The sequence below is a fragment of the Streptomyces sp. NPDC050997 genome, from assembly GCF_040660135.1.
Lineage (GTDB): Bacteria > Actinomycetota > Actinomycetes > Streptomycetales > Streptomycetaceae > Streptomyces.
The window spans coordinates 373,744-400,290 of sequence record NZ_JBFAGK010000005.1 but is presented as its reverse complement, the minus strand read 5'-3'; the positions used below and the strand labels follow the sequence as shown (position 1 = coordinate 400,290).

Below are 26,547 nucleotides of genomic sequence, written 5' to 3'. Positions count from 1 at the left end.
CGGCGCCTCCTCCACAGTCGTCCCGGATATCAGGTCAGGCAGTGCGCCAGCGGCTCGCCGCGCACCCAGCGGCCCACCTCTTCGGCCGCGATCCGGGCGGCCTTCTCGGCCACCGCCCGGCTCGCCCCGCCCAGGTGCGGGGTCAGCACCACACGGTCGGCGAGAGCCCGCAGCCGCGAGTCGCCCGGCAGCGGCTCCCGCGCGTACGTGTCAAGCGCGGCCGCCGACAGCCGCCCGCTCTCCAGCGCGTCGCACAGCGCGTCCTCGTCAAGCAGCGGGCCGCGCGCCACGTTCACCACGACCGCGCCGCTCGGCAGCAGCGCCAGCTCACGGGCGCCCAGCAGACCCCGCGTCTCGGGGGTGAGACGGGCGTGCAGGGTGATCACCCGGGAACGGGTGAGGAGATCGTCGAGCGAGGTCACCCGCAGCCCGTGGATCTCGCCCTGCACGTAGGGGTCGTACACCATCACCCGCGCGCCGAAGGCGCACAGCACCCGGGCGACCCGGCTGCCGACCGCCCCGTAGCCGACCAGTCCGACCGGCAGGTCCTCCAGCTCCAGGCCGCTGTGCTCGTACGTGTAGTACGTCGCGCCCGCCCAGCTCCCCTGCCGGGCCAGCAGATCGTGGGCCTGCGGGACCCGGCGCAGGGCCGCGAGGAGCAGGCCGACGGTGAACTCGGCGGTGGCGGCGGCGTTGCGGCCCGGCGCGAAGCACACCCGTACGTCGTGCGCCTTCGCCGCGTCGAGGTTCACGTTCACCGGCCCGCCCCGGCAGACGACGACCAGGCGCAGGTCCGGTGCGGCCGCCAGGACCCGTTCGGTGACCGGCCCCATCTGGGTGACCAGTACCTCCGCCCCGGCCAGCGCCTCGATCAGCTCGTCCTCGGCGTCGCTCGCCTCCGTCACCTCCGCCACCGGGCCGAACGGTTCCAGGGGCCAGCCGAGCCTCAACTCGCTGACGTTCACGGGGTGTTCGCCGACCTCGTCGGCCACCGCCCGCGCGATCAGACCCGGCAGGACGAAGTGGTCGCCCGCGGCCACGACTTGCAGTGTCCGGCTCATCCGAGGGTGTCTCCCGTCTCGGCGTCGAAGACATGGATGAGGTTCGGGTCGGCGGTGACGCGGACCGACTCGTCGGGGGCGAGGCGTACGTCCGGATCGGTGAGGACGACGAGGGGCCGCTCGACACCGTCGAGGGTGAGGGTCGCGATGCCCGACTCCAGGAGGGGTTCGTGGGCGCGGACCCGGGCGGGCAGGCCGTCCGGGGTGAGCGCGAGGTCCTCCGGGCGGATCCCCACCACCACCTCGCGTCCCGCCGCGACCGGCACCGGCAGCGCGAGCCGCACGGAGTCCGACAGACGGGCGTGGCCGTCGGCCGTGACGGTCCCGGGGAACAGGTTGATCGGGGGTTCGCCGACGAAGTCCGCGACGAAGACGTTGGCGGGGCTGTCGTAGATCTCGTACGGCGTGCCGAGCTGCTGGATGACACCGTCCTTCATCACGGCGATCCGGTCGGCGAGCGAGAGGGCCTCCTCCTGGTCGTGCGTGACCAGGATCGTCGTATGCCCGAGGTCCCGTTGGATGCGCTTGAGCTCGCGGCGCGTGGTGTCGCGCTGGGCGGCGTCGAGGTGGGACAACGGCTCGTCGAGGAGCAGGACGTCCGGTTCGCGGATCAGGGCGCGGGCCAGGGACACGCGTTGTTTCTGGCCGCTGGACAGGCCCGCCGGGCGGGCGTCGAGGATGCCGGTGAGGCCGACCCGCTCGGCGATGTCCCGCACCCTGCGGTCGACGTCCCCCCGGGTGGCCCTGCCGCGCGCTCTGAGCCCGAACCCGAGGTTCTCCGCGACCGTCAGCGGCGGATACAGCGCGTAGTTCTCGAACGCCACCCCGACATTGCGCCGCCCGGCGGGCCTGCCGACCAGCGACGCGCCATTCACCAGGATGTCCCCTCCGGTCACCGTCTCCAGCCCGGCGATCATCCGCAGGGTGGTGGACTTGCCGCAGCCCGACGGGCCGAGCAGCCCAAGGAGTTCACCCGAGCGGAGCGCGAGGTCGATGCCGCACACCGCGTCCACCGCCGGCCGGCCCCGCGCACGGTAGGTCTTGCGCAGCTCACGTAGCTCCAGCTCGGTCATCACCGCCGCCCTTCGTCGCGCACACCTCGTAGTGGACCTTGTGCTCGTCCAGGTCACGCAGCGCGTCCGCGGACGCCCCGTCGTCGACCAGGACCAGATCGAAGCGGGACAGCGGGACGACCCGGTGCAGGGCGACCCGGCTGAGCTTCGTGTGGTCGATCAGCAGGACGTTGCGGGCGGCCGAGTCGAGCATCGCCCGCTTCACGGACACGATGTGCTGCTCCTGGTGGTACGCGTGACCCCCGTGCACCGCCGACGTCGACGCGAAACAGACGTCCACCCGCAGCGACTGCACGGCCTCCACGCAGGACACCCCGAGGAACGAGGAGTGCAGCGGGTCGTAGTCGCCGCCGAGGGCCATGAGGTGGATGCCCCGCTGGTCGGAGAGCAGGTTGATCGCCTCCAGGAAGTTGGTGACGACCGTGAGGGGGGTGACCTCGGCGAGCCGGAGCCCGCGGGCTATCTCCAGGGCGGAGGTGGAGTCGTCGAGCATGATCGCCATACCGGGCTCGACGAGCTTCAGCGCCCGCTCGGCCAGGGCGGCCTTCTCGGGCCGCATGGTCTTCAGCCGGTACTGCACGTTCGACTCGAACACCCCGGACGGCTGCGCGGTCACCCCGCCCCGGAACTTCCGTACCACTCCCTGACGTTCGAGTTCGTCGAGATCGCGGTGGATGGTCATCAGGCTCACCCCGTAGCGCTCGGCGAGTTCCGCGGCGGTCGCCGACCCCTCGGCCAGTACCTGTTCCCCCATGGCGGCCTGGCGGGCCGCGGGTCCCTGCTGTGCGCTGTTGTTGCTGTGGCTCATCGCGCGCTCTTCCCGATCCGTCGTCCTGGGCGCTCCGGCCGGTCGGCCTCGAACAGCAGCAGGTTCTCAGGCCGGACCGTCAGCCGTACCGGATCGTCGGGACGCAGTCCGGCCGCCGCCGCCCTCGGGGCGACGAGCGACACGTAGTGCTCGCCGAGGCGGACGGTCACCTCGACGGCCCGGCCGAGGACCTCGGTGACGTAGACGGTGCCGGTGAGTTCGTGGCCCCGGCCGTCGAGCGCGAGGTCCCGGGGCCGTACGCCGATCAGGACCTCGGTGTTCTCCCGCACCGGCGCGGGCAGCGGCACCTCGACCCGGCCGTCCGCCGAGCGGAAACCCCCGCCGGGCGCGACGGTCCCCGGCAGCAGGTTGATCCGGGGCCGACCGAAGGCCCGCGCGACCTCCGTGTCGCAGGGCCGGTACCAGATCTCCTCCCGGGTGCCGGTCTGCACGATCCGGCCGTCCCGGATCACCCCGATCCGGTCGCCGAGGGCCAGCGCCTCCACCGAGTCGTGGGTGACGTACAGGGTCGTGGTGCGCCGCGCCGCCCCGATCGCCTTCAGCTCGGCCCGCATCTGCTGGCGCAGCTTGGCGTCCAGGTGGGAGAGCGGCTCGTCGAGGAGGAAGGCGCTCGCAGGACGGACCAGGACCCGGCCGAGGGCGACCCGTTGACGCTGGCCGTTGGAGAGCCGGCCGACCGGGCGGTCCAACAGGGCGCTGATGCCGAGGAGTTCGGCGATGGCGCCGACGCGTTCGCGGGCCTCGGCGGCGGGCAGGCGGTGCCGGGGCGAGCGGAGCGGCGAGGCGAGGTTGTCGTAGGCCGAGCGGTGCGGATAGAGGGCGTAGCTCTCGAAGCACATGGCGACGCCACGGTCGTAGGGCTCGACGGCGCTCATGTCCCGGCCGTCGATCTCGACCGTGCCGGCGTCGGGCCGCTCCAGGCCGGCGACGGTCTTCAGGGTGGTGGTCTTGCCGGCCCCCGACGGCCCGAGCAGGCAGAAGAACTCGCCCTCCGGGACCTCCAGTTCGAGTCCGTCGAGGGCGACGGTCCGCCCGTAGGTCTTCCGGACGCCCCGCAGCGCGACGCTCATGACTTCACCGCCCCGAACGACAGCCCCCGCACCAGATACCGCTGGATCGTCAGCGCCAGCAGCAGCGGCGGTACGACGGACACCAGCGCGGCGGCGGCCGTGAGGTTGTACTTGGGCCGGTCGCCGCCGAGGAAGGACAGCGCGCCCACGGTCACGGTCTGGGCCTCGTTGGAGGTGAGGATGAGCGGGAAGACGAAGTTGTTCCAGGCGAAGATGAAGGCCAGCAGCGACACGGCCGCGATACCGGGCTTCACCAGCGGCAGGGCGACCTTGAAGAACGCCTGCTTGCGCGAGTAGCCGTCCAGCAGGGCCGCCTGCTCCAACTCCGGTGTCAGATCGGCGAAGTACGACCGCATGATCCACACGATCAGCGGCAGGGTGACGAGTTGCAGCACCCACACCATGCCGACGTACGTGTCGAACAGCCCGAGCTTCTGGTACAGCACGAACAACGGGATGATCACCGTGAGTTCGGGCGCGAACCGGAACGACAGCAGCGTGAACATCAGGTTGTCGGAGCCCTTGAACCGCCAGCGCGCCGACGCGTACGCCGCCGGCAGCCCGACCACCAGCGACAGCGCCACCGCGCCCACGGACACCACCAGGCTGTTGACGAAGAACCGCACGAACGGGACGCCCTCGCTGCCGCCCAGCACCGCGCGATACCCGTCGAGCGTCGGAGAGAAGGAGAAGTACGTGCTGAAGAGCTGGTTGGTCGGTTTCAGGGAGAGGATCACCATCCAGGCGATCGGGAACAGCGCGAAGACGAAGTAGAGGATGAGCGCGGCATCGGCCAGCGCGCCCGACAGACGTTTCCTGACCCTCACTTGACCACCTCCGCGGCCCGCCGCTGGATCCGTCCCAGATGCCGCACCAGCACCATCGCCGCCAGGTACACCACGGCCCACAGCACGATCGTGTAGCTGATCCCGAAGGAGTAGCGCTGGAAGCGGATCGCCTCCAGGTACGCCCGGATCTGCAGGACGACCGTGGAGTCGCCGGGCCCGCCCTCGGTGAGGGCGTAGATGATGTCGAACACCTTCAGCGAGTCCATGAACCGGAAGATCACCGCGACCAGCACATACGGCCACAGCATGGGCAGGGTCAGCCGCCGGAAGGTGTACCACCAGCCCGCCCCGTCGACCGCCGCCGCCTCGAAGGGGGAGGTGGGCAGCGACCGCAGCCCCGCCAGCGCGAGGATCGCCACGAACGGGGTGTAGACCCACACGTCGACCGCGATCGACGACAGCAGCGCACCGGTCGGCGTGTCCGTCCACTGCACCCCGCCGAGCCCGAACGGCTTCAGCAGATGGTTGACGACCCCGACCGACGGCTGCAGCATCAGCTTCCACATGATCGCCGCGATCACCGGGGCGATCATCAACGGCAGGATCAGGATCTTCTCCAGGATCCGGCCGACCAGCGACGACCGGTGCAGCAGCAGCGCGACGGCGACCCCGAGCACGGTCTCGACGGCGGCGGCACCGACCGCGTACAGCACCGTCACCCAGGCCGAGTTCCAGAACGCCTCCTGGGTGAAGACGGTCGCGTAGTTCTCGAACCGCACCATGTCCGGCTGCGGTTTGCTCGCCGAGAAGTCGAACAGCGTGTAGTACAGCCCGAGTCCGAAGGGATAGAGGATTCCGCAGGTCAGCAGGAGCGCCGGGACGATCAGCAGATACGGGCGCAGGGCGAGCCGCCAGCCCACGGGGCCTCACCCCACCTTGTCGGCGAGATCGCCCGCCAGGTCGTCGAGGACCGACTTCGCGCCCTGCCCGCCGTAGATCTCCTGGAGGGCCGCGGCCCAGCTGGTCGTCGCGTCGAAGAACTGCGCCTGCGGGGTGAACTGGATCTTCGTCTGGTCCACGACGGTCTCGAAGGTCTCGATGAAGCCCGGCAGGTGCCGCATCTTGTCCTTGTACGCGGCGTCCTGGCTGACCGACTGCCGCACCGGGTCGATGTGGTTGTGGGTGATCGCGCCCTTGCGCAGGTGCTCCTTGCCGGTCGCCCACTGCAGGAACAGCCAACTGGCGCTCTTCCTCCGGCTCTTGGCGTTCATGCCGAGGGACCAGATCCACATGTTGGTGGCGAGCGACCCGTCCGGACCCTTCGGCCCCGGATGGAAGGCGATCTTCCCGGAGGCGGGAGAGGCCCCGTCGACCGCCTGGAAGTACGCGGCGGTGTCCGCGTCGAACAGCATCCCGGCCTTCTTCGCCCCCAGGTCGCTGGAGCACTGGTACCAGGTGTACGACGTCCACGAGGGCGGGCCGCCCTGCTTGACCATGCCCGCCCAGTCCTCGGTGAAGGCGACGGCCTCCGGGGTGTTCATGGCGGGTGTGAGTTTCCCGCCGTCGACCGTGAAGTCCTTGAGCCCGTTGCGGGCGTACATCGTCATGAAGCCCGGGTGGATGGTCGCCCAGCTGCGGGAACCGCGCACGGCGATGCCGTACATGCCGTCGTAGCCGGCGCCGGGGGCCTTCCGCTTGATGGCACCGGCGAGTTCGCGCAGCTCGTCGAAGGTCTCGGCGGGCTTGAGGCCGAGTTTGCCGAACACCTCGGTGTTGTAGGCGACGACGTTCGTCTCCCAGCCCCACGGCAGCGCGTACTGCCCGCCCTGTCCGAGCGGCGCGCCCGCCTTCAGCGACCACTGGTCGGCCTGGAGGAGGTTCGGGAAGAAGTCGGCCTGGTCCCATTCGGCGGCGGTGGCCGAGGAGTTGCGCATCCAGGGGCCGAGGTCCTCCAGCCAGTTCGGCGGCCCGTACTGCCAGACCATGTAGGCGCCGAGCATGAAGACATCGTAGGAGGCACGCCCACTGGACAGGTCCACGGTGAGCTTGTCGAAGTAGTTGTCCTCGGGGAAGACGTCGTACTCGACCTTGATGCCGGTCTGCTCGGTGAAGGACTTGAGGTCGGCGACCAGGGCGTCCGTGTACGGGTGCTTGTTCAGCAGCGCCTTCACCGTCGTGCCCTTCTCCCGCCGCCAGTCGAAGGAGCCGGTGACGTCGTCCGCGGCCGAGCCGTCGCTCTTCTTGTCGTCCCCGCCGAACCCGGCGCCGCAGGCGCTGAGCAGCGGGGCCGCGGCCACCGCGGCGGTGAGGGCGAGGAACTGTCGGCGGTCGTGCGGGTGCGTGCCCATCCGTGACCTCCACGTGGGGTTCGGTCCGGTTCTCGGTCAACACGATGAGTCGACTCGCTAACAGAGGGTGTAACGGCGGAAGTTGGCCGTCAATCCCTCGCGCAGGGGAAAATATCGGTGCACAGTGAGAACTTCACAGATCTGATCGCGATTCAGGGAGGTCCCGGATGGTGGGCGAGGGCGAGGGCGAGGGCGAGGGCGACGGCGAGGCGTGGCTGGGGATCGACCTGGGCACGCAGAGCGTCCGCGTGCTGGTCGTCACCGCGGGCGGGACGGTCCTCGGCCGCGGCTCGGCTCCGCTGACGGGGCGGCGGGACGGGGTACGGCACGAGCAGGACCCCGAGGACTGGTGGAAGGCGGTGTGCGAGGCGTCCCGGACCGCGCTCCTTCCGCTGGCGGGCCCGCGGATCCACGGGCTCGCGGTGTGCGGGACGTCCGGGACGGTGCTGCTGACGGACGGCGCCGGACGGGCGACGAGCCCGGCGCTGATGTACGACGACGGGCGGGCGGCACGGGAGGCGGCCGAGCTGCGGGAGTCGGGGCTCGCGGTGCAGGACACCTGGGCGTTGCCGAAGGCGCTGTGGCTGATCGGGGAGCACGGACCGGGGGGCGGTCGGGAGCGCGGGAGGGGGCACGGGAGGGGGCACGGGCTCGGGCTTGTCACGGGGTCGGCCGCGGGGTCGGTCACGGGGTTGGGTGCCGGGCGGGCCACGGGGCGGATCACCCATCAACCCGATGTGATCACCGCACGGCTCGTGGGCCGGCCGGTGCCGACCGACTCCAGCCACGCCCTCAAGACCGGCTACGACTTGGAACGCGACGCCTGGCCGGACGTACCGGGCCTGCCCGAGGGTGTCCTGCCCGACGTGGTACGCCCCGGAAGCCGCCTGGGCGAGGTCTGCCCGGCCGCCGCCGAGGCGACCGGCGTGCCCGTCGGCACCCCCGTGATCGCCGGGATGACGGACGGCTGCGCGGCGCAGATCGCCTCGGGCGCGCTGCGGCCCGGCTCCTGGAACTCGGTGCTCGGAACCACACTGGTCCTGAAAGGCGCGTCGCTCGTCCCCGTCCGGGACACCACGGGCGTCGTCTACAACCATCGCGCGCCGGACGGGACATGGCTGCCCGGCGGGGCGTCCAGCGTGGGCGCGGGGGTACTCACGGCGGCCTTCGCGGGCGCCGACCCGGCCGCCATGGACGAGCGGGCGGCGGCCTTCGAGCCGTCCCGGGTGGTCACCTACCCGCTGGTGTCACCGGGGGAGCGGTTCCCCTTCCGGGCGCCGGACGCCACCGCCCTGATCCTCGGCGAGCCGGAGAACGACGCCGACCTGTGGGCGGCGCTGCTCCAGGGCGTCGCCTTCACGGAACGCCTGTGCCTGGACTACCTGCACCACCTCGGCGCCCCCCTCGACGGCCCGCTCACCTTCACCGGCGGCGCCGCCCGCAGCGCGTACTGGAACCAGCTGCGCGCCGACATCCTCGGCCGCCCCGCCCGGGTGCCGGAGCAGACCGATCCGGCGCTGGGGATGGCCGCGCTGGCGCGGCACGGCGGTACGGGTGCGTCGAGGCTCGCGGACGTCGCCGAACGCATGGTGCGGGTCCGTACGGTCGTCGAACCCCGCCCCGGCCGTACGGCCCTGTTCGCCGAGCCGTACGCCCGGCTCGTCGACGAGCTGACCCTCCGCGGCTGGCTCCCGGCCCCGGTCGCGGCGCACGCGCGTGCCCGCCTGGAGCGGGATACTGCGGATTCATGAGTACGACCTTGCTGCTGGCCCGGCACGGGCAGACCGTCTGGCACGCCGAGAACCGCTACGCCGGGATCAGCGACGTGCCCCTCACCGACACCGGCCGCGCCCAGGCCGACGCCCTCGGCCGCTGGGCCGCCGCCCACCCCGTCGACGCGATCTGGACGTCCCCGCTGTCCCGGGCCGTCGTCACCGCCGACCCCGCCTGCCGTGCCCTGGACCTCACCCCGCATCGCGAACCCGGCCTGCGCGAGTGCGACTTCGGGGTACTGGAGGGCCGTACGCTCGCGGAGTTCGCGGCCGAGGACCCGGGCGCCGCGGATGCCTTCCGCGCCGACCCGGTGGCGCACCCCTTCCCCGCCGCCGAGGATCCGAGGGCAGCCGCGGCCCGCGGCTCCGACGCGCTGCGCCGCATCGCCGCCGCCCACCCCGGCGAACGCGTCCTCGTGGTCGCCCACAACACCCTGTTCCGCCTCGTCCTGTGCACCCTGCTGTCGATTCCGGCCGGGGAGTACCGCAGAGTGTTCCCGCGGTTGCGCAACGCGGCGATCAGCGAACTCCGCCTGAACACCGACGGTTTCGCCGCGCTTCTCTCACTCAACGTGCCGTGCGAGCCGGATGTGCAGTAGCAAGCCCCCGCGTCGCAGCGGAGAGCCCCGCGAGTCACGTCCTCGCGGGGCTCTCCGTCCTTCCGCCTGCCAGGTGAAGGGTGAGAAGACGATCACGAGGCAGGACACGCTCTACACCTCTTATTGCACTGAGGTTGCAAGTACAGGTTAGCAACAAGAGGCCGGATGCGGGCAAAGAAGAGGCCCCCACCTGGATCAGGTGGGGGCCTCTCAGGGGCCTCTCAGGGGGGCGGATCAGGCCCTGGCTGCCCGGGCCCTCTGCCAGCCGTACCCGGCGGCCGCCAGCACCGCCGTCATCCCGCCCGTCGAGTACAGCTGCACCCGCGTGTCCGGCTCCCGGGCCATCAGGACGAACACCGCCGCCATGCCCGCCAGCGCGACCCAGGTCAGCACCGGGAACGCCCACATCCGTACGGCGAGCTTCTCCGGCGCCTCGCGCTCCAGGCGGCCGCGCAGCCTGAGCTGCGAGACCGCGATGAAGATCCAGACGACCAGGATGACCGCGCCGATCATGTTCAGCAGCCAGGGGAAGACGTCGTCCGGCCGCCAGTAGCTCAGCACCACGCAGCCGAAACCGAAGACGCAGGACGCGAGGACCGCCACCCGGGGGACCCCGCCGGACACCCGGCCCAGCGCCTTCGGGCCCTGGCCGCGCGCGACCAGCGAGTAGGCGATGCGCGAGGCGCCGTAGACGTTGGCGTTCATCGCCGACAGGAGGGCCACCAGGACCACCACGTTCATCGACTGGCCGGCGCCCGGGATGCCGAGGTGGTCGAGGGCGGCGATGTACGGGCCCTTCTCGACGACCTCCTTCGCGTCCCACGGGACCAGCGTGACGATCACCGCCATCGAGCCGATGTAGAACAGCGCGATGCGCCACATCGCGGTACGCACCGCGCTCGTCACCCCGCGCACCGGGTCCTGCGACTCGGCCGCCGCGATGGTGACCGTCTCCAGGCCGCCGTACGCGAAGACGGAGGCGAGCAGGCCGACGACCAGGCCCTCGCCGCCGTTCGGGAGGAAGCCGCCCTCGCCCGTGAGGTTCGTGGTGCCCGGGGCATCGGTGCCGGGCAGGACGCCCACGATCGCCAGCACGCCCAGCACCAGGAACAGGGTGATCGCGCCGACCTTCAGGGCCGCGAACCAGAACTCGAACTCGCCGAAGTTCTTCACGGCGGCCAGGTTCGTCCCGCAGAAGACGACCATGAACAGGGCCACCCAGGCCCACTCGGGTGTGCCAGGCAGCCAGCCGGTGACGATCTTCGCGGCGCCGATGCCCTCCAGGCCGACCGCCGTACAGAGCAGGACCCAGAAGGCCCAGCCCACCGTGAACCCCGCCCACGGGCCGATCGCGCGTTCCGCGTGCGCCGAGAAGGAACCCGACGACGGATACGCGGCCGACATCTCGCCCAGCATCCGCATCACCAGCATCACCAGGAGGCCGGACAGGGTGTAGGCGACGACGATCGAGGGCCCGGCGGCCGCGATACCGGCGCCGGAGCCGACGAACAGCCCGGCGCCGATGACCCCGCCGAGGGCGATCATCGACAGATGGCGCTGCTTGAGGCCGTGGGAGAGGGCGGCGCCGTCCTTCTGTGGTGGCGTCTCGGTGGTGGTGCTGGGCATGGGCGCGGCTCGTCCAATGCGTGAGATGGGCAAAACGCCCACAGTCTGGGCGGCCCCTCCGCTCCCGGGGAAAGGCCGCCCAGCATGCGGACGCGGTCGGCACGCAGCGTGGCTACGCGGCTACGGCAGTGTAGTGCGAGGCGTCCCCCTCGATCGAGTAGCTCTCCTTGCCCTCGATGCCGACCGGGACGTCACCGGCGATGGTGACCCGGTTCAGGCGGCGCGGCAGGTGGTCGTAGTTGTCGACCGCGTAGTGCTGGGTGATCCGGTTGTCGAACAGCACCAGCTGGTTCTCCGACCATCGGTGGCGCACGATGTTCTCCGGCCGGGTCACGTACGACTGGAACAGGTCGAGGATCTTGCGGGACTCGGCGACCGACAGACCCACGATCCGCTGCGCGAACCCGCCGATGAACAGCCCGCGTTCACCGGTCAGCGGGTGCACCCGGACCACCGGGTGGACCGTGCGGAACTTGATCGACGTGAACTGGGCGCGCTGGGCGGCCTGTTCCTCGTCGACCGCCTCCTGAGGCACCGCGTAGTCGTAGTCGTTGGTGTGCTCCGCCCACAGCGTGTCGGCGAACTGACGGAGCGCCTCGGGCAACTGCCGGTATGCCGCCGCGGAGTTGGCGATCAGGGTCTCGCCGCCGTACGGGGGGAGCTTGATGCTGCGCAGGGTGCTGGCCTGGGGCGGGTTGAGGACGAAGGTGACGTCCGTGTGCCAGTTGTTGGCGGCCCGGCCCCGCTCGCTGTCGACGGGCAGCACGTTCGGGACGCCGGCGACGGACGGCACCGTCGGGTGGGCGGTGGTGAGGTCGCCGAACTGGCGGATGAAGGCCAGCTGCCCCTCGTCGTCCAGATTCACCTCGTCGAACACCAGGGCCTTGTGGGCGTTGAGCGCCTCCCGGACGGCGGTGACCGTCTCCTCGTCCAGCGGCCCCGCGATGTCGACGCCCGACACCTTGGCGCCGATGTTGCCGGTGATCTTGCGGATCTCGATCTCGGACATGTGCGGGTCCTTTCAGACGAGGGCGGATGCCCGGCGGGACGTGACGTGCTGGTTGGCGGGGCGGGGGAGGCCGTAGCGCTCCCGCAGGGTCCGGCGCGGGCCGTAGTCCGTACGGAGCAGGCCGCGGTCGCGCAGGATCGGGACGACGTGGTGCACGAAGAGGTCGAGGCCGGACGGCAGCACGGCCGGCATGATGTTGAAGCCGTCGGCGGCGCCGTGCGTGAACCAGGTCTCGATCGCGTCGGCGACCTGCTCGGGCGTCCCGGCGAACGTGAGATGCCCGCGCCCGCCGCCGAGCCGCCCGACCAGTTGCCGCACGGTGAGGCGTTCGCGCCGGGCCAGTTCGACGATGAGTGTGTAGCGGCTCCTGGCGCCCTCGATCGCGCTCTCCGGGGGCAGGTCGGCCGGCAGTGGGGCGTCCAACTCCAGTGTTCCCGGCTCCAGTTGCAGCAGCCGCTCCAGACGGTCCACGCCGTGCGTGTACACGATGTGGTCCTCAAGGACCCGCTCGTTCGCCAGCGCCTCCGCCTCGGTCGAGCCGATCACCGGGACGATGCCGGGCAGCACCTTGATGTGCTCGGGGTCGCGGCCGGCCTGTGCGGTCCGGGCCTTGAGGTCCGCGTAGAAGGCCTGCGCGTCCTCGATGGTCTGCTGGGCGGTGAACACCGCCTCCGCGTACCGGGCCGCGAACGCCTTGCCGTCCTGAGAGGAGCCCGCCTGCACCAGCAGCGGGTAACCCTGCGGGCTGCGCGGCACGTTCAGGGCGCCCTCGACACTGAAGTACGTCCCCTGGTGCCGGGGCGGATGGATCTTCGTGTCGTCGCCCCAGACGCCGGTCGCCTTGTCGGCGACGATCGCGTCGTCCTCCCAGCTGTCCCAGAGCTTGAGGGCCACGTCGAGGAACTCGCAGGCGCGGGCGTAGCGCTCGGCGTGGGCGGGCTCGGCGTCCAGACCGAAGTTGCGGGCGGCCTCCTCGCCGGCGGTGGTGACGATGTTCCAGCCCGCCCGGCCGCCGCTGACGATGTCGAGGGAGGCGAACTTGCGGGCCAGGTTGTAGGGCGAGTTGTAGGAGGTGGAGGCGGTGGCGATCAGGCCGATGTGCTCGGTGGCCGTCGCCAGGGCCGTCAGCAGGGTGAGCGGTTCCAGGGCGCCGGCGGGGCGCTGTGCCACGGTTCCCCACAGCTGTGGACCGTCGGCCAGGAAGAGGGAGTCGAAGGTGCCGCGTTCGGCGATCTTGGCCAGGTGGACGTAGTGCGCGAGGGACACATGCGCGTACGGGTCGCTCTCCGGGAGCCGCCACGACGCCTCGTGGTGGCCGGTGTTCATCAAAAACGCGTTCAGGTGCAGCTGTCTGGCGGTCACTTGTGGTCCTCCGTCACACCGAGCGCGGCCAGCAGCCGCTCCCGGTACTCGCCGAGCAGCGGATCCCGGTAGGAGCGGGGATGCGCGCGGTCGATGGTCAGGTCGAGGCCGATACGGCCCTGGTCGAGCACGAGCACCCGGTCGGCGAGCACGATCGCCTCGTCCACGTCGTGGGTGACGAGCAGCACGGAGGGCCGGTGGCGTTCCCACAGTTCCCTCAGCAGCCCGTGCATCCGGATCCGGGTGAGCGCGTCCAGGGCGCCGAACGGCTCGTCCGCCAGCAGGAGTTCGGGCTCCCGCACCAGGGATCGGGCCAGGGCGGCCCGCTGGGCCTCGCCGCCGGACAGTTCGCTGGGCCAGGCGCGTTCCCGTCCCGCCAGGCCGACCTCGGCGAGGGCGGCCCGGCCCCTTTCCGCCGCCTCCTTGCCCTCCGTCCCCAGCAGTACGTTGTCCAGCACCCGCCGCCAGGGCAGCAGCCGTGAGTCCTGGAAGACCACCGACACCCGTTCCGGTGCGGTGAGCCGGCCGCTGCCGGCGACCTCGTGGTCGAGGCCCGCGATCGCCCGCAGCAGCGTGCTCTTGCCGGAGCCGCTGTGTCCGAGCAGGGCGGTGAACTGCCCGGCCGGCAGGTCGAGGTCGATGCCGTCGAGGACCGTCCGTCCGTCGAACGACCGGGTCAGTTCCCGGAGTTGGACGGCGGGACGGGTCAGCTGCTCAGTGTGCGTCGCCATGACAGCACCCTCCGTTCGATGAGACGGACCGCGCTGTCGGAGACCAGGCCGAAGATGCCGTAGATGACCAGGCCGACGAGGATGACGTCCGTCTGGCCGTAGTTCTGGGCCTGGAACATCATGTAGCCGAGTCCGCTGGTGGCGTTGATCTGCTCCAGGACGACCAGCCCCAGCCAGGAGCCGGTCACCCCGAGCCGGAGCCCGACGAAGAAGCCGGGCAGGGCGCCGGGGATGACGATCTGCCGGACGAAGGCGATCCTCGACAGGCCCTGTACCTCGGCGAGTTCGACGTACCGGTGGTCGATACCGGACAGTGCGGAGTGTGTGTTGAGGTAGATCGGGATGTAGACGACGATGGCGATGATCGCGATCTTGAAGGTCTCGCCGATGCCCAGCCAGAGGATGAACAGCGGGATCAGACCCAGGGTCGGGATGGCCCGGTTGAGCTGCACGGTCCCGTCGATCAGCGCGTCGCCGGTCCGGCTGAGCCCGGCGGCCAGGGCGAGCGCGATGCCGACGGTCAGACCGATCGCGAACCCGGACGCGGCGCGCTGCAGCGAGGTCAGGATGTCGGTCGGCAGCGTCCCGTCGGTCCACAGGTGACCGCCGGTCTCCAGCACCGTCCAGGGGGCCGGGATCGCGGCCGGGTCGAGTTGTCCGGCGGCGGAGGCGGCGGCCCACAGGGCGAGGAAGAGGAGCGGGCCGATCAGCCGGGATGCGGGCAGTCGCTTGCCGGGGGAGAGCCGGCGGCGCCTGCGGACCTGGGGGCGCTCCTCGGCGGCCGGGACGGTCGCGGCGGCGGCGTCTGTGGCGGCTGCGGCTGCGGCTGCGGTCGCGGTCGCGGTCGCGGTGGCTGAGGTCGTGGTCACGGCGGTCACCTCCGGTATTCGGCCGGTACGGACTTCGCGGCGATGCCCTCGAAGCGGTGGTCGAAGAGCGAGCCCACGTCGAACTTCTTCACGAAGCCGCCCTCCGCCAGCAGGTCGGCGGTCTCCTGCTCCCACTTGATGGCCTCGTCCCAACTCGGCTGGAACAGCGGCTTGTTGGCGAGTTCCGAGATCGACTCGGCCTGGTCGAGGGTGAGGTTCTGGGTCTTGACGTAGAACTCCCTGTTCCACACGTCCGGGTGCTCGTACTGCCACACCTGGCCCTTCGCCCAGTACGGGATGTACGCGGCGACCGCGGCGGCCTTCGCGGAGTCGCCGAGGACGGAGGTCGGCGCCCACAGCAGGTTGAGCAGGTCCACCACGTCGGTGGTGATGAGGCGGGCGCCCTTTGACTCGTACTGCTTCAGATAGGCGGGCGACTGCTGGTTGGCGAGCGGTGCGATGTCCACCTGGCCCGACTGGAGCGCGGTGAGGAACTGGTTGCTGGTCAACGGGACGAGCTTCACGTCGTCGTACGCCAGCCCGGCCTTCTTCAACGCCCGCAGCAGGACGACACCTTGCGCCTGCCCCTGCGAGAACGCGAGCTTCTTGCCCCTGAAGTCCTCGACCGTGCGGATGTCGCTGCCGGGCTTGGTGGCGAAGACGTAGTTCGGTTTCCGGGTGATGTTGATCGCGACGATCTTCGCGTCGTACCCCTGGAAATGCGCCTGGATCGGCGGGATTCCCGCGTTGTTGGCGAGGTCCAGCGATCCCGAGCGGAAGGCGTTGATGACATCGGGACCGGCACCGATGTTCGCCCAACTGCTCACCTTGAACGGCAGTGCGCCGAGCCCCGCGTACTTGAACTGCACCTGCTGCTGGTTCTGGTAGGAGGCGATCTTCAGGCTGGTGCCCGAGGGGACCTTGGTGGCGAGAGGCTCGTCGGTGTCCGACTTGTCGGCCGCGGCACTGCTGCCCGCGCAGCCGCTCAGTCCGGCAGCGGCGGCCGTGACGCCGAGCAGGGAGGAGAGGAAGAACCGCCGGTCGACACCGGACACGGATGGAGAAGGCATGGGAGTACTCCCTGAGTTCACATGGAAACACGCACGGAAACACGCCTGGAAACGCGAAGGGAAGTGCGTATGGAAGGACGTGCGCATGGAAGACGTGCGCATGGCAGAACACGCGGCAGAGTGCAGCGGCGGGAACACTGCGGAATTCCAGGCGGGCGAAGTCCGGGAACGGGAATTCACGCAGGAAGAATGAGGCGCCCAGGGCGCGTCAACGTGTCAGCAACAGAGGGTGCGACAGGTCGTGAGCAGCATGAACATGATGTTCCCCGCCTTCCTTATCGCCTGTCAACATTCGGAGTTTCTGAATTAATTCAGCCGTCCGGCCGTGGCGCCCAGCGGATCCCGGTAGAGGACGTCGAGAGCCACCGTTCCGCCCGCCGTGGCCAGAACGGAATCCGGGAAACTCGTCGGCCGTACGTCCGCCGCGCGTTCCGGGCCGACGGCCGCACGCAACGCGGAAAGACAGTCCTCGCGGCCGATGACCCCTATCTCGGTGACGACCACGCTCTCCGGATTGAGTACGTCGAGCAGCAGCCCCGCCGCCCGGCCCACCATCCGCGCCCGCTCCATCAACAGCCGTACGGCCACCGGGTCGCCGGTCGCCGCCGCGGCCGTCACATGCGTCGGGTTCGCCCCGGCGATGACGCCCGCCGCACGGGCCCGCCGGCACAGCGTCAGCTCGCTCAGCTCGACCTGGAGGCAGCCGACCCGACCGCAGTCGCAGGGCTCCGTGCCGCCGCGCAACGGCAGATGGGCGATCGCGCCGGCCTGTGAGCGGGGACCGTGGTGCACCTCGTCGTTGGTCGCGAACGCCGCGTCCACCACATTGCCGACGAAGAGGTGCAGCACACTCCGGCTGCCGCGGGCCCGCCCGAACAACCGTTCCGCGTTGACCAACGCCCGCGCGTGCCCGTCCACATGGACCGGCAGCCCGGTGCGGGCACCGATCACCTCCCGCACCGGCACGTCGCGCCAGCCCAGCAGCGGATGTTCGACGACGGTCCCGGTCTCCCGGTCCACCCAGCCGCCGGCCGCGAAGCCGACACCCAGCGGCCGGCATTTCGGGGCCCGGTCCAGCAGGGCCGTCAGGGCGTCGGCGGCGCGGGCCAGTACCCGGCCGGGTTCAGTGCCCTCGTGCTTCAACCGCCGTTCGACGACGACCCGCCCGCGCAGATCGAGCAACGCGACTGTGGTGTAGGGCACGGCCACATGGACCCCGCCCACCACGAACCGGGAGTCGTCCAGGTCGAGGGGCACATGCGGGCGCCCCGACCCCTTGGACCGCTGGGGCGGCTCGGCCTCGCGGATGAGGCCGAGGTCCGTGAAGCGGGCGCAGTGGTCGGTCACGGACGCCGGGGACAGCCCGGTCAGCCGGGAGATGGTGCTGCGGGCCACCGGTCCGTGCTCCAGCACGGACCGCAGGATGACGCTCGCGTTGGTCCGGCGCCGGTCGCTGTCGGCGGCGCGGGGTACGGGGGAGGTGAGAGGGGGTGCCACGGTACGGGGCATGGGGAGCTTCCTCGGGAACGGGTCCGACACTGCGCCGTCTCATGCGTGAGGCGCGTCGGAGCCGCTCCGCCCGCCTCAGGGGCGGCGACAGGTGGCCGTGCCCACGCGTCGAAGGTCGACATAGCGACGCGACGAGAAGTTCCGGGCCTGAGCAACCATGTGCTTGAAGCTAGCAAAAGGCCCCGCGGCTGCCCAGACGGAGACCGACGGGCGAGACGGCGGGTGTCCACGGAGTCGAGCCCTTTGGTGAATCCCTACAGACTCTCTGAGGTCGTTCCCGTCGTTCATGCCACGTCACCTCAGTGACGGGCATCACGCCAACTCCGGTGTAGCTGCCACTCTTTGTCCGAAGCCCACCAAGCTGCCGATCCACCCTTTGTCGACCGCTGACGGTGATCGGCGCGAGTGCGCTGGGATAGCGTCGCCGTGTTCCTTGCCGTCCACACTCTCGCGGAGTCCCCATGAGTACCGCCGTCGCCCCCCACCGCACCGGTCAGGTCCTCGCCGACCTGCTCCCCGTCTCCCGGGTGCGGGATGTCGCGCTCGTGGTCGGCGGCGCCGCGCTCACCGGACTCGCCGCCCAGATCGCGGTGCCCGTGCCGGGCTCCCCGGTGCCGGTGACCGGTCAGACCTTCGCCGCCCTGCTGGTCGGCACGACGCTCGGCGTGAGCCGGGGCATGTCCGCGCTCGTCCTGTACGCGCTGGCCGGTCTCGCCGGTGTGCCGTGGTTCGCGAACGGCACCTCCGGAGTCTCCGTCTCCTTCGGCTACATCCTCGGCATGATCCTCGCGTCCGCCGCCGTGGGCGCCCTGGCCCGCCGCGGCGCCGACCGCTCGACGCTCCGCATGGCCGGCACGATGCTGGTGGGCGAGGCGATCATCTACGCCGTCGGCGTGCCCTACCTCGCCTACGCGGCCGACCTCTCCGCGTCCGCCGCGATCGCCGCCGGCCTCACCCCGTTCCTGATCGGCGACGCCGTGAAGGCGGTCCTGGCGATGGGCGTCATGCCCACCGCCTGGAAGCTGCTGAAGCGTTGACCGCGTAGGTCCCACGCAGAGCTCATACGGCGGTTGGTGGGGGGCATGACCTGACAGGTGTCGTCAGGTCATGCCCCCCACCCATGTCCGCGCTCAGGCCTTGACGAGCTGTCTCTTCCGGTCTCAGCTCTCCTGCTGCCTCGGCCGTCGCCGCGACCACCACAGCCCGGCCGCGCCCGCCGTCAGCAGGGCCGCGCCCGCCGCGCCCAGCGGCAGGACGCCGGGACCGGTCTGCGGGAGTTCGTCACCGTCCGGCGCCACCGGCTTGTTGTCGGTCCCGAGCAGCAGCGGCGTGGCCGGGGCGTTCGGTGACGGGTTGGTCGTACCGAACGGAACCGGTCCCTGCTGCCAGAACGTCTTCTTTCCGTCGCCGCTCTGCACGGGCAGGCAGATCTTTCCGGTCTTGCCGAGATCGAACGTCGCATCGACGGCGTACGACTTCGACTTGCCGGCCGCGAGATTGTCGATGGAGCAGGAGAAGGCGCTGTTCGAGCCCTCCGGAAGATTCTTTTCGTCGATCGGGGAACAGCCTTGAACATTCTTGACCGTGAGGCCGTCGAAACCGACGACCAAAAGCTTGACCTTGCCGCTTTCCTTGCTCCCCTCGTTCTTCACCGTGGCGGTGATGTCCGTCTTCTTCGACGTGTTGTCGACCGAGATCTTCTCGGGTAGCAGCGTGGTCAGCTTCACGCCCGCCGGCGCCTCGTCAACGGCCTTTCCCCCCTTGCCGCTCCCGGGCCCCTGGTCGTCCGCTCCGGCGGTTCCGGAGAGGATCATCACCAGCGAGAAAGATGCCGTGACCAGCGATCCCGCGATGGTCGTCGTACGACGAGAACTCATGTTCGTCCCCCTTGGCTGCGCCTGAATTCGCAGTACTTGAAGAGGTACCACAAGATTTCTCCGCACTATGCTGATACGGCTCGAAGTGTGACCATTGCGTGTCAGTAAGGACGTCCGGAAGGCATTGAGCGGAAGGCATCGAGGGGGTGCAGTGGATTGCCGGGGAATACGAGGAACGGTGGAGTTCCAGGGGTACTGGTGGCGGGGCGCTATCGGCTGGTCGAGAGTATTGGCCAGGGGGGAATGGGGCGGGTGTGGCGAGCCGCCGACGAAATACTCGACCGGCAGGTCGCGGTGAAGGAGATGCGCATCGACGGCCTCGACGCCGAGGATGCCCGCACCCGCCGCGAACGCACATTGCGCGAGGCCCGGGCGACGGCCCGGATCGACCATCCCAACGTGGTGCGCGTGTACGACGTCGTGGACGAGGGCGAACGCCTGTGGATCGTCATGGAGTTGGTGTCCGGACGCTCCCTCGAACGCATCATGGCGGAGGAGGGCCCACTGGGTCCGCGCGACACCGCACTCCTCGGACTCGGCCTGGTGGAGGCGCTGCGGCAGGTCCACGAACGGGGCGTGCTGCACCGGGACATCAAACCCGGGAACGTCCTGGTGGAGAACGGCGGACGGTTCTCGAACGGCCCGCGGGTCGTCCTCACCGACTTCGGTATCGCCGCGATCCAGGACGCCAAGGCGCTCACCATGGTCGGCATGCTGGTCGGCTCGCCCGACTACATGGCACCCGAGCGGATATCCGGCCGCCCGCAGGGCCCGCCGTCCGACGTGTGGTCCCTCGGCGCGACCCTGTGCGCGGCGTTGGGCGGCCAGTCCCCGTTCTCCCGCGACACCACACTGGCGACCCTGCACGCGGTCCTCTACGAGGAGCCCGAACTACCCACGACCGCCGGTCCGTTGCGCGACATCCTCGCCGCGTTGCTGGAGAAGGAACCGGAAGCCCGCCCAGGCCTGGAGGACCTGGAGGCCTCACTACGACCCCTCGCGATTCCGTCGCCTACGCCTACGCCTACGCCTACGGTGGCGGTGGTTCCTGTGGCGGTGGTTCCTGTGGCGGTGGTTCCGGTGGAGGTGGCGGGGGCCGGGGCAGATGCTGGGGCGGGCATCGAGTCCGGGCCTGAGCCTGAGTCCGGGTCTGAGGCCGAGTCTGGGCCCGGGCTTACGTCCGGGTCCGGGTCCGGGTCCGAGCCCGAGCCCGAGCCCGAAGCCGAGCTCGACTCCGATCCCGTACCGGATCCCGAACCGGAGGTGTCGCCGGCGCCGGATTCCGAACCGGACGTCCCCGAAGTCAGTGACGCGGTGCCCGTCCAGGACGAACCGCCCGCCCCGGAGTCCGGGAGGACCCGCTCCCTGCGGACGTTGTCCGACCCCAGGCGGCCCGCCAACGCCTCCACCGAGGCAGCCTCCGAGAGGCGCTCGGAGACCCGCTCCGAGATTCCGTCAGGCAACTCCGTGGGGGCCGTTTCGCGGGGAGCGGGTCCCGGTTCGGATCCAAGTCCCGTGGCTGGTCCCGCGGTCGGCGTCGAAACGAGCACAAGCCCCGGCGGCACAAGCCCCGGCCCAGGGCCAAGCACGGGCCCAGGACCAGGCACGGGCCCAGGGCCAGGCACCCGCGCCAGTACGGGTGTCTCGCTCGCCCGTGCCAAGGCTGAGACCGAGAGCCGCCCGGCACCGCCACCCGCGCCCACCCCTACTCCCGCCCCCACCCCGATCCCCACCCCCGTCCCGGCCGCCGGTCCGCCCGTCGGCTCTGTCGCCGGGCACGTCACCGCCACCGGCCCACACCCCCTGGTCATGCCACCGGGTGAACTGCCCGGCCCCGCCGTCCCGGCCGCCGCGCCTCGCGGTGGCCCGCGTCGTGGCAGGCCTCGTGCCGGGCTGGCCGCCGCCGTGGGTGTGGTCACCGCGGGTGCGGTCGTGGCGATCGTTCTCGCGGCCACCTCGGGGTCGCCGGACACCACCACGGGATCCACGCCGTCCACCGCGGCCTCGTCCTCGCCGTTCCCGTCCGCCACCGCGAGCGACAGCCCGACGCCCACCGTCGAGGGCACGTCACGCCCGCAGAGCCTGCCGCCCGGCGCGCACCGGGAGGCGGGCGGATTCGCGTGGGCGACGCCGCGGGGCTGGCGGCGGGACGTGAAGACGGGGGCGGAGGTGCACTACACCTCCCCGGACGGCAAACAGGAGTTGGCCGCCAAGTCCGCTCTCGCCCGTGGCGACCTGATGGAGACCTGGGAGACCTCGGAGCAGAACGCCCACCAGGGGCAGGACTACCAGAAGATCCGCCTGGAGGAGACGACGTTCCGCGGCCACCCCGCGGTCGTCTGGGAGTACACCTTCACCCTCCAGGGCGTCCCCTGGCGCGCCCGCCTGCTGGGTTTCAACGCGGACGGAAAGTCGTACCAGATCAACACCTGGTACCAGCCGGACATCGAGACGCAGGCCCTCAAGACCTACGGCAGGGTGCGGGACAGCTTCACCGTGCTGTGAGGTGACCGGCGGACAGGTGACCGGCGGACACGCGGCCGCACGCGGAGGGGCCCCGTGGCGACCAGCCACGGGGCCCCTCTCCCACGGAGTCGTTCAGACCTTAGTGACGGCCCGGTCGACGGTCCGGTCGCCCTTGAACTTCTCCTTCGCGAAGGCGATGGCGATCACGCCCGCGGCGACCAGCAGGGACAGCAGCACGGTCGTGCGCCCGTCGTGTTCGGTGTCGGTGAGCATGTAGCCCAGCACGAAGACGATCAACGCGGCCGTCGCCCAGGTGAGATACGGGTACAGCCACATCCTCACGACCAGCTTCTCCGGTGCCTCGGCCTGGATGATCTTCCGCATGCGCAGCTGCGAGAAGCAGATCACCAGCCAGACGAACAGGGCCACCGCACCGGAGGAGTTGACGAGGAAGAGGAAGACCTTGTCCGGGGACAGGTAGTTGAAGAAGACGGCGACGAAACCGAACACGACCGACGCGAGGATCGCCGTCATCGGCACGCCCCGGCCGTTGACCCGCGCGAACGCCTTGGGCGCGTCGCCGCGCTCGCCGAGCGAGAACGCCATGCGGGAGGCCGTGTAGAGACCGGAGTTGAGACAGGACAGCACCGAGGTCAGCACGATGAAGTTCATGATCTGGCCGGCGTGCGCGATGCCGAGGGAGTCCAGGGCGGCGACGTAGGAGCCCTGGTCGGCGATGGACTTGTCGTCCCACGGCAGCAGCGTCACGACCACGAAGATCGAGCCGAGGTAGAAGACGCCGACACGCCAGATGATGCTGTTGGTGGACTTGGTGACGGCCCGCTGCGGATCCTCCGACTCACCCGCGGCGAGGGTGGCGATCTCGCTGCCCATGAAGGAGAAGACGACCAGCAGGACACCGGTGAGGATGGCGCCGGGCCCGTTGGGCAGGAAGCCGCCGTGGTCGGTGAGGTTGCCCAGCCCGGCCTTGTCGCTGTCGACGCCCGGCAGCACACCGAAGACGGCCAGACCGCCCACGACGACGAACGCGCCGATGGCGACGACCTTGATGCCGGCGAACCAGAACTCGAACTCGCCGTAGGAGCCGACGGAGACGAGGTTGGTGGCGGTCAGCACCAGCATCACGATCAGCGCCCACCCCCACTGCGGTACGGCGGGAATCCACCCTTCGAGGATCTTGGCCCCGGCGGTGGCCTCCACGGCGAGCACGACGACCCAGAAGAACCAGTACAGCCAGCCGATGGAGAACCCGGCCCAGCGACCGAGCGCCCGGTCGGCGTGCGCCGAGAAGGAACCCGAGGTCGGATTGGCGGCGGACATCTCGCCGAGCATCCGCATCACCAGCACCACGAGAGTGCCGACGAGGGCGTACGACAGGAGGATGCCGGGTCCCGCGGTGGCGATACCGGAGCTGGATCCGACGAACAGTCCGGCTCCGATGACGCCGCCGATGGCGATCATCGACAGATGTCGGTTCTTCAGTCCCGCCTGGAGACCGCCGCCGGGTTCACCGGGGGATCCTGAGGCGTGACCGGTCTTGGGGAGTGTCGGCTGCGAGGTCATTCACGGATTCCTTTGCGCCGGTTGTGCTGTTCCCCCATACGAGCGGTGTACGAGGTTGAACGAATCGGTCCAGTGAATCTGAGGCAAAGGAATTCGTGAACCTTTGATTCCGGATCGTTACTTGAGGTTTTCCTGAGGTTTCTCGGTATTGCCTGGACTTTTCGGCCGTGTGCCCCCGAGGCTGCTGCCCCGAAACAGTCGTGTCACACTCGTCCCATGCGCGTGTATCTCGGCTCCGACCATGCGGGCTTCGAACTCAAGAACCACCTCGTCGACTGGCTCAAGGCGGCCGGCCACGACCCCGTGGACTGCGGCCCGCACATCTACGACGCTCAGGACGACTACCCCCCGTTCTGCCTCCGTGCCGCCGAGCGGGCAGCCGCGGACCCGGACGCCCTCGGCATCGTGATCGGCGGCTCCGGCAACGGCGAGCAGATCGCGGCGAACAAGGTGAAGGGCGTGCGCGCGGCGCTCGCCTGGAGCGCGGAGACCGCGTCGCTGGGCCGGCAGCACAACGACGCGAACGTCGTGGCGGTCGGTGCGCGGATGCACTCACAGGAGGAGGCGACGAAGTTCGTCGAGACCTTCCTCAACACCCCGTTCTCCGGTGACGAGCGTCACAGCCGCCGCATCGAGATGCTGGCCGGGTACGAGACGACGGGTGACCTCCCGCCGATCCCGGCGCACCACCCGCAGCAGTAGGGCGTACGGGGGCCAGGGGGCCGAGCCCCCTGGCGGGGTCCGGGGGCGGATCCCCAGGGTTGGGGAAAGGAACGGCACCGTGCCGGAAGGGCACACGATTCACCGGCTGGCGCAGGACTACGCGGCCGCCTTCACCGGCACGGCACCCCAGGTGACCAGCCCCCAGGGCAAGTTCAGCGACTCCGCCGCCCTCCTCACCGGTGCGGAACTCACCCGCACCGAGGCGCACGGCAAGCACCTCTTCCTCGGGTTCGCCGAGTCCTGGGTCCACATCCACCTCGGCCTCTTCGGCAAGGTCACCTTCGGAGGCGCCCCCGCGCCCCCGCCCACGGACACCGTCCGGCTCCGGCTCGCGAACAGCACGTCGTACGTCGATCTCCGCGGCCCGACGACCTGCGCCCTGATCACGGACGCCGAGAAGGACGCGGTACACGACCGCCTCGGCCCCGACCCCCTCCGCGAGGACGCCGACCCGGGGACCGCGTACAGGCGGATCTCCCGCAGCCGTACGACGATCGCCGCCCTGCTGATGGACCAGAAGATCGTCGCCGGCGTCGGCAACGTCTACCGCGCCGAGGTCCTCTTCCGGCACCGCGTCGACCCGTACCGCGCCGGCAAGGACATCACCCCGGCCGAGTGGGACGCGCTGTGGACCGACCTCGTCGAGCTGATGCGCGAGGGTGTCCGCGTCAACCGCATCGACACCGTCCGCCCGGAACACACCCCGGAGGCGATGGGCCGCCCACCGCGCGTCGACGACCACGGCGGCGAGGTCTACGTCTACCGCAGGGCCAACCTGCCCTGCCACCTCTGTGGCGGCGGGATCCGCACCGCCGACCTCGCCGCCCGCAACCTCTTCTGGTGCCCGACCTGCCAGCAGGGCTGACCCGGGGTCAGAACCCGTGCGGCAGCCAGGGCGGCACCGGCGAACCGAACGCGACCGCCGCCTCCGTCGACGCGCCCTGCCGAAGCTCCCGCACCCGCCCGGCCGCCGCCAGCGAGGCCAGGCTCACGCCCCCGAGATACACCGCCCCCAACTCCCGTACGGACAGGGCGAGATCAGCCGGGTCCGTGGTGCGGTCGCAGGACGCGCCCTTCGCGTCGCCCACGAGTCGCCAACGCCCCGCGTTCCAGGGGCAGAAGTCGTCCTCGACCTCGAACACCACGTCCACCGGCGCCTGATACGTCCGCGCCTCCAGCGCGGCCCCGATGTCCACCAGCCGGACGTACAGGGAATCCCGCAACCGCAGACCACACCGCCGGATGTCGCTCACCATGGACATCCACGGCTCGTCCAGCGGCCGTCCCCGGGCGCTCAGCGTCGACGTCAGGTCGATCTCGAACAGGAACCGCCACAGCGCGGCGTGCGCCGCCGCGTCCAGCGCCTCCGTGTCCTGAAGGAGCACCTCGCCCGTGGGTCCGGAGGTCTCCCACCCGGGCTTGATCCGGAAGCGCGCGTACCCCACGACCTCGCCGCCCCGCTCGGCGACCACGCACTGCAGCGGCGACGCCCCCTCCCGGCCGCCCTCCGCGTCGAGCAACCCGAGCCGCTCCCACCCGGGCAGCCGCGCCAGCATCCCCGGCCGGCCGGACACCCGGCGCGCGTACACCGCCTCGCACGCGTCCAGGACGTCGGCCGGCGCGGCGTACCGCAGCCGTACGTCATCGGTGCCGGGCGGCACGGACAGCCGTACGCGTGCCGTGTCGACCTCGACATTGGCGCAGTACGTCGCCGCGGCGTACCCGAACCGGCCGTAGATCGCGGGCTCGGAGGCCGTGAGGACCGCCAGGGGCCAGCCCCATTCCCGTACGTCGTCCAGCTGGCGCCGCATCATCGAGCGCAGCACCCCGCGCCGCCGGTGCGTGGCGGCCACGCTGACCATGGTCACGCCCGCGGCGGGCACCGAGGCGCCGCCCGGCACGGTCAGCCGGAAGCTGAACGCCCCCGTCGTGCCCACGCACGTGTCCCCGTCCCAGGCGCCGATCGAGCGGTCCGTCTCCGAGAGCGCGTTCCACAGCTCGCGCTCCTCGGGGGACTCCGGGAGTCCGCCGAAGGCACGGATGAGGTTGTCGTACCACTCGTTCCAGTCGCCCTGCCGCAGTACCCGCAAGTCAGGCCCGTGGCCGGACTCGGGCGCGGCCCCGCGGTAGGTGCCGTGGTCCCCTTGGTCAGTCCCGTTGTCAGTCGCCATGGACCATGCC

General features: G+C 70.6%; 23 protein-coding genes. 6 read left to right on the top strand and 17 right to left on the bottom strand.

What is annotated here, in order from left to right; genetic code table 11:
- Nucleotides 1-29: 29 nt before the first annotated feature.
- The 7 genes from AB0H86_RS14485 to AB0H86_RS14455 are packed head-to-tail and all read right to left on the bottom strand — an operon-like array spanning nucleotide 30 to nucleotide 7,169.
- Entirely contained in the window at nucleotides 30-1,061 is a 1,032-nt protein-coding gene (locus AB0H86_RS14485) for a 2-hydroxyacid dehydrogenase (protein ID WP_362437093.1), read from the bottom strand.
- Entirely contained in the window at nucleotides 1,058-2,134 is a 1,077-nt protein-coding gene (locus AB0H86_RS14480) for an ABC transporter ATP-binding protein (protein ID WP_362437091.1), read from the bottom strand. Before AB0H86_RS14480 ends, AB0H86_RS14485 begins: the two co-directional genes overlap by 4 nt.
- A complete protein-coding gene (locus AB0H86_RS14475; RefSeq protein ID WP_362437089.1) occupies nucleotides 2,112-2,942 on the bottom strand; it encodes a DeoR/GlpR family DNA-binding transcription regulator in 831 nt (276 codons plus the stop codon). The genes AB0H86_RS14480 and AB0H86_RS14475 overlap by 23 nt, the downstream gene beginning before the upstream one ends.
- Nucleotides 2,939-4,033, bottom strand: a complete 1,095-nt coding sequence (locus tag AB0H86_RS14470; RefSeq protein ID WP_362437087.1) for an ABC transporter ATP-binding protein — start codon at nucleotides 4,031-4,033, stop codon at nucleotides 2,939-2,941. Before AB0H86_RS14470 ends, AB0H86_RS14475 begins: the two co-directional genes overlap by 4 nt.
- On the bottom strand, nucleotides 4,030-4,860 hold the full coding sequence (locus tag AB0H86_RS14465) for a carbohydrate ABC transporter permease (RefSeq protein ID WP_362437085.1): 831 nt from the start codon (nucleotides 4,858-4,860) through the stop codon (nucleotides 4,030-4,032). Before AB0H86_RS14465 ends, AB0H86_RS14470 begins: the two co-directional genes overlap by 4 nt.
- Nucleotides 4,857-5,741 carry a sugar ABC transporter permease gene (locus AB0H86_RS14460; RefSeq protein WP_362437083.1) on the bottom strand — a complete coding sequence of 295 codons (885 nt, stop codon included), beginning with the start codon at nucleotides 5,739-5,741 and terminating at the stop codon, nucleotides 4,857-4,859. Before AB0H86_RS14460 ends, AB0H86_RS14465 begins: the two co-directional genes overlap by 4 nt.
- A gap of 6 nt (nucleotides 5,742-5,747) precedes the next feature.
- Nucleotides 5,748-7,169: a sugar ABC transporter substrate-binding protein gene (locus AB0H86_RS14455; protein ID WP_362437081.1), complete on the bottom strand. Its 1,422-nt coding sequence runs from the start codon at nucleotides 7,167-7,169 to the stop codon at nucleotides 5,748-5,750.
- Between the two features lie 167 nt (nucleotides 7,170-7,336).
- Here AB0H86_RS14455 and AB0H86_RS14450 point away from each other — a divergent pair, with 167 nt between their 5' ends.
- Together AB0H86_RS14450 and AB0H86_RS14445 are read left to right on the top strand one after the other, a co-directional pair.
- Nucleotides 7,337-8,920 (top strand): FGGY-family carbohydrate kinase, encoded by a 1,584-nt coding sequence (locus AB0H86_RS14450; RefSeq protein WP_362437079.1) that lies wholly within the window; start codon nucleotides 7,337-7,339, stop codon nucleotides 8,918-8,920.
- On the top strand, nucleotides 8,917-9,540 hold the full coding sequence (locus AB0H86_RS14445) for a histidine phosphatase family protein (RefSeq protein WP_362437077.1): 624 nt from the start codon (nucleotides 8,917-8,919) through the stop codon (nucleotides 9,538-9,540). Before AB0H86_RS14450 ends, AB0H86_RS14445 begins: the two co-directional genes overlap by 4 nt.
- Nucleotides 9,541-9,774: 234 nt before the next feature.
- Here the strand turns inward: AB0H86_RS14445 and AB0H86_RS14440 are convergent, their stop codons facing one another.
- The 7 genes from AB0H86_RS14440 to AB0H86_RS14410 all read right to left on the bottom strand — a co-directional run bounded on the left by AB0H86_RS14440 (nucleotide 9,775) and on the right by AB0H86_RS14410 (nucleotide 17,716).
- Nucleotides 9,775-11,166 carry an amino acid permease gene (locus AB0H86_RS14440; RefSeq protein ID WP_362437075.1) on the bottom strand — a complete coding sequence of 464 codons (1,392 nt, stop codon included), beginning with the start codon at nucleotides 11,164-11,166 and terminating at the stop codon, nucleotides 9,775-9,777.
- Between the two features lie 112 nt (nucleotides 11,167-11,278).
- Complete coding sequence (locus AB0H86_RS14435; protein WP_362437073.1) at nucleotides 11,279-12,175, bottom strand: TauD/TfdA family dioxygenase; 897 nt, start codon at nucleotides 12,173-12,175, stop codon at nucleotides 11,279-11,281.
- 12 nt (nucleotides 12,176-12,187) lie between these two features.
- Nucleotides 12,188-13,537 (bottom strand): LLM class flavin-dependent oxidoreductase, encoded by a 1,350-nt coding sequence (locus AB0H86_RS14430; protein ID WP_362437071.1) that lies wholly within the window; start codon nucleotides 13,535-13,537, stop codon nucleotides 12,188-12,190.
- The gene (locus AB0H86_RS14425) at nucleotides 13,534-14,268 is read right to left on the bottom strand and encodes an ABC transporter ATP-binding protein (protein WP_362437069.1); all 735 of its coding nucleotides are present in this window, start codon (nucleotides 14,266-14,268) and stop codon (nucleotides 13,534-13,536) included. Before AB0H86_RS14425 ends, AB0H86_RS14430 begins: the two co-directional genes overlap by 4 nt.
- Entirely contained in the window at nucleotides 14,244-15,146 is a 903-nt protein-coding gene (locus tag AB0H86_RS14420; protein ID WP_362437067.1) for an ABC transporter permease, read from the bottom strand. Before AB0H86_RS14420 ends, AB0H86_RS14425 begins: the two co-directional genes overlap by 25 nt.
- Nucleotides 15,143-16,207: an ABC transporter substrate-binding protein gene (locus AB0H86_RS14415; protein WP_362437065.1), complete on the bottom strand. Its 1,065-nt coding sequence runs from the start codon at nucleotides 16,205-16,207 to the stop codon at nucleotides 15,143-15,145. Before AB0H86_RS14415 ends, AB0H86_RS14420 begins: the two co-directional genes overlap by 4 nt.
- A gap of 306 nt (nucleotides 16,208-16,513) precedes the next feature.
- A complete protein-coding gene (locus AB0H86_RS14410) occupies nucleotides 16,514-17,716 on the bottom strand; it encodes an ROK family protein (protein ID WP_362437063.1) in 1,203 nt (400 codons plus the stop codon).
- Nucleotides 17,717-18,177: 461 nt separating this feature from the next.
- On the opposite strand from AB0H86_RS14410, the gene AB0H86_RS14405 reads away from it, so the two are divergent.
- A complete protein-coding gene (locus AB0H86_RS14405; RefSeq protein ID WP_362437061.1) occupies nucleotides 18,178-18,753 on the top strand; it encodes a biotin transporter BioY in 576 nt (191 codons plus the stop codon).
- Nucleotides 18,754-18,876: 123 nt separating this feature from the next.
- On the opposite strand, the gene AB0H86_RS14400 is transcribed toward AB0H86_RS14405, so the two are convergent.
- Nucleotides 18,877-19,593 (bottom strand): hypothetical protein, encoded by a 717-nt coding sequence (locus AB0H86_RS14400; protein WP_362437059.1) that lies wholly within the window; start codon nucleotides 19,591-19,593, stop codon nucleotides 18,877-18,879.
- A 243-nt stretch (nucleotides 19,594-19,836) separates the two neighbouring features.
- Between AB0H86_RS14400 and AB0H86_RS14395 the strand changes: the two genes are divergently transcribed.
- Entirely contained in the window at nucleotides 19,837-22,098 is a 2,262-nt protein-coding gene (locus AB0H86_RS14395) for a protein kinase (RefSeq protein WP_362437057.1), read from the top strand.
- Between the two features lie 93 nt (nucleotides 22,099-22,191).
- Here AB0H86_RS14395 and AB0H86_RS14390 read toward each other — a convergent pair whose 3' ends face one another.
- Nucleotides 22,192-23,643 (bottom strand): amino acid permease, encoded by a 1,452-nt coding sequence (locus AB0H86_RS14390; protein WP_362437055.1) that lies wholly within the window; start codon nucleotides 23,641-23,643, stop codon nucleotides 22,192-22,194.
- 216 nt (nucleotides 23,644-23,859) lie between these two features.
- Between AB0H86_RS14390 and AB0H86_RS14385 the strand changes: the two genes are divergently transcribed.
- Together AB0H86_RS14385 and AB0H86_RS14380 are read left to right on the top strand one after the other, a co-directional pair.
- A complete protein-coding gene (locus tag AB0H86_RS14385) occupies nucleotides 23,860-24,345 on the top strand; it encodes a ribose-5-phosphate isomerase (protein WP_362437053.1) in 486 nt (161 codons plus the stop codon).
- 79 nt (nucleotides 24,346-24,424) lie between these two features.
- Nucleotides 24,425-25,231: a DNA-formamidopyrimidine glycosylase family protein gene (locus tag AB0H86_RS14380; protein WP_362437051.1), complete on the top strand. Its 807-nt coding sequence runs from the start codon at nucleotides 24,425-24,427 to the stop codon at nucleotides 25,229-25,231.
- Nucleotides 25,232-25,238: 7 nt separating this feature from the next.
- Here the strand turns inward: AB0H86_RS14380 and AB0H86_RS14375 are convergent, their stop codons facing one another.
- Nucleotides 25,239-26,537 carry a GNAT family N-acetyltransferase gene (locus tag AB0H86_RS14375; protein WP_362437049.1) on the bottom strand — a complete coding sequence of 433 codons (1,299 nt, stop codon included), beginning with the start codon at nucleotides 26,535-26,537 and terminating at the stop codon, nucleotides 25,239-25,241.
- Nucleotides 26,538-26,547: the final 10 nt, after the last annotated feature.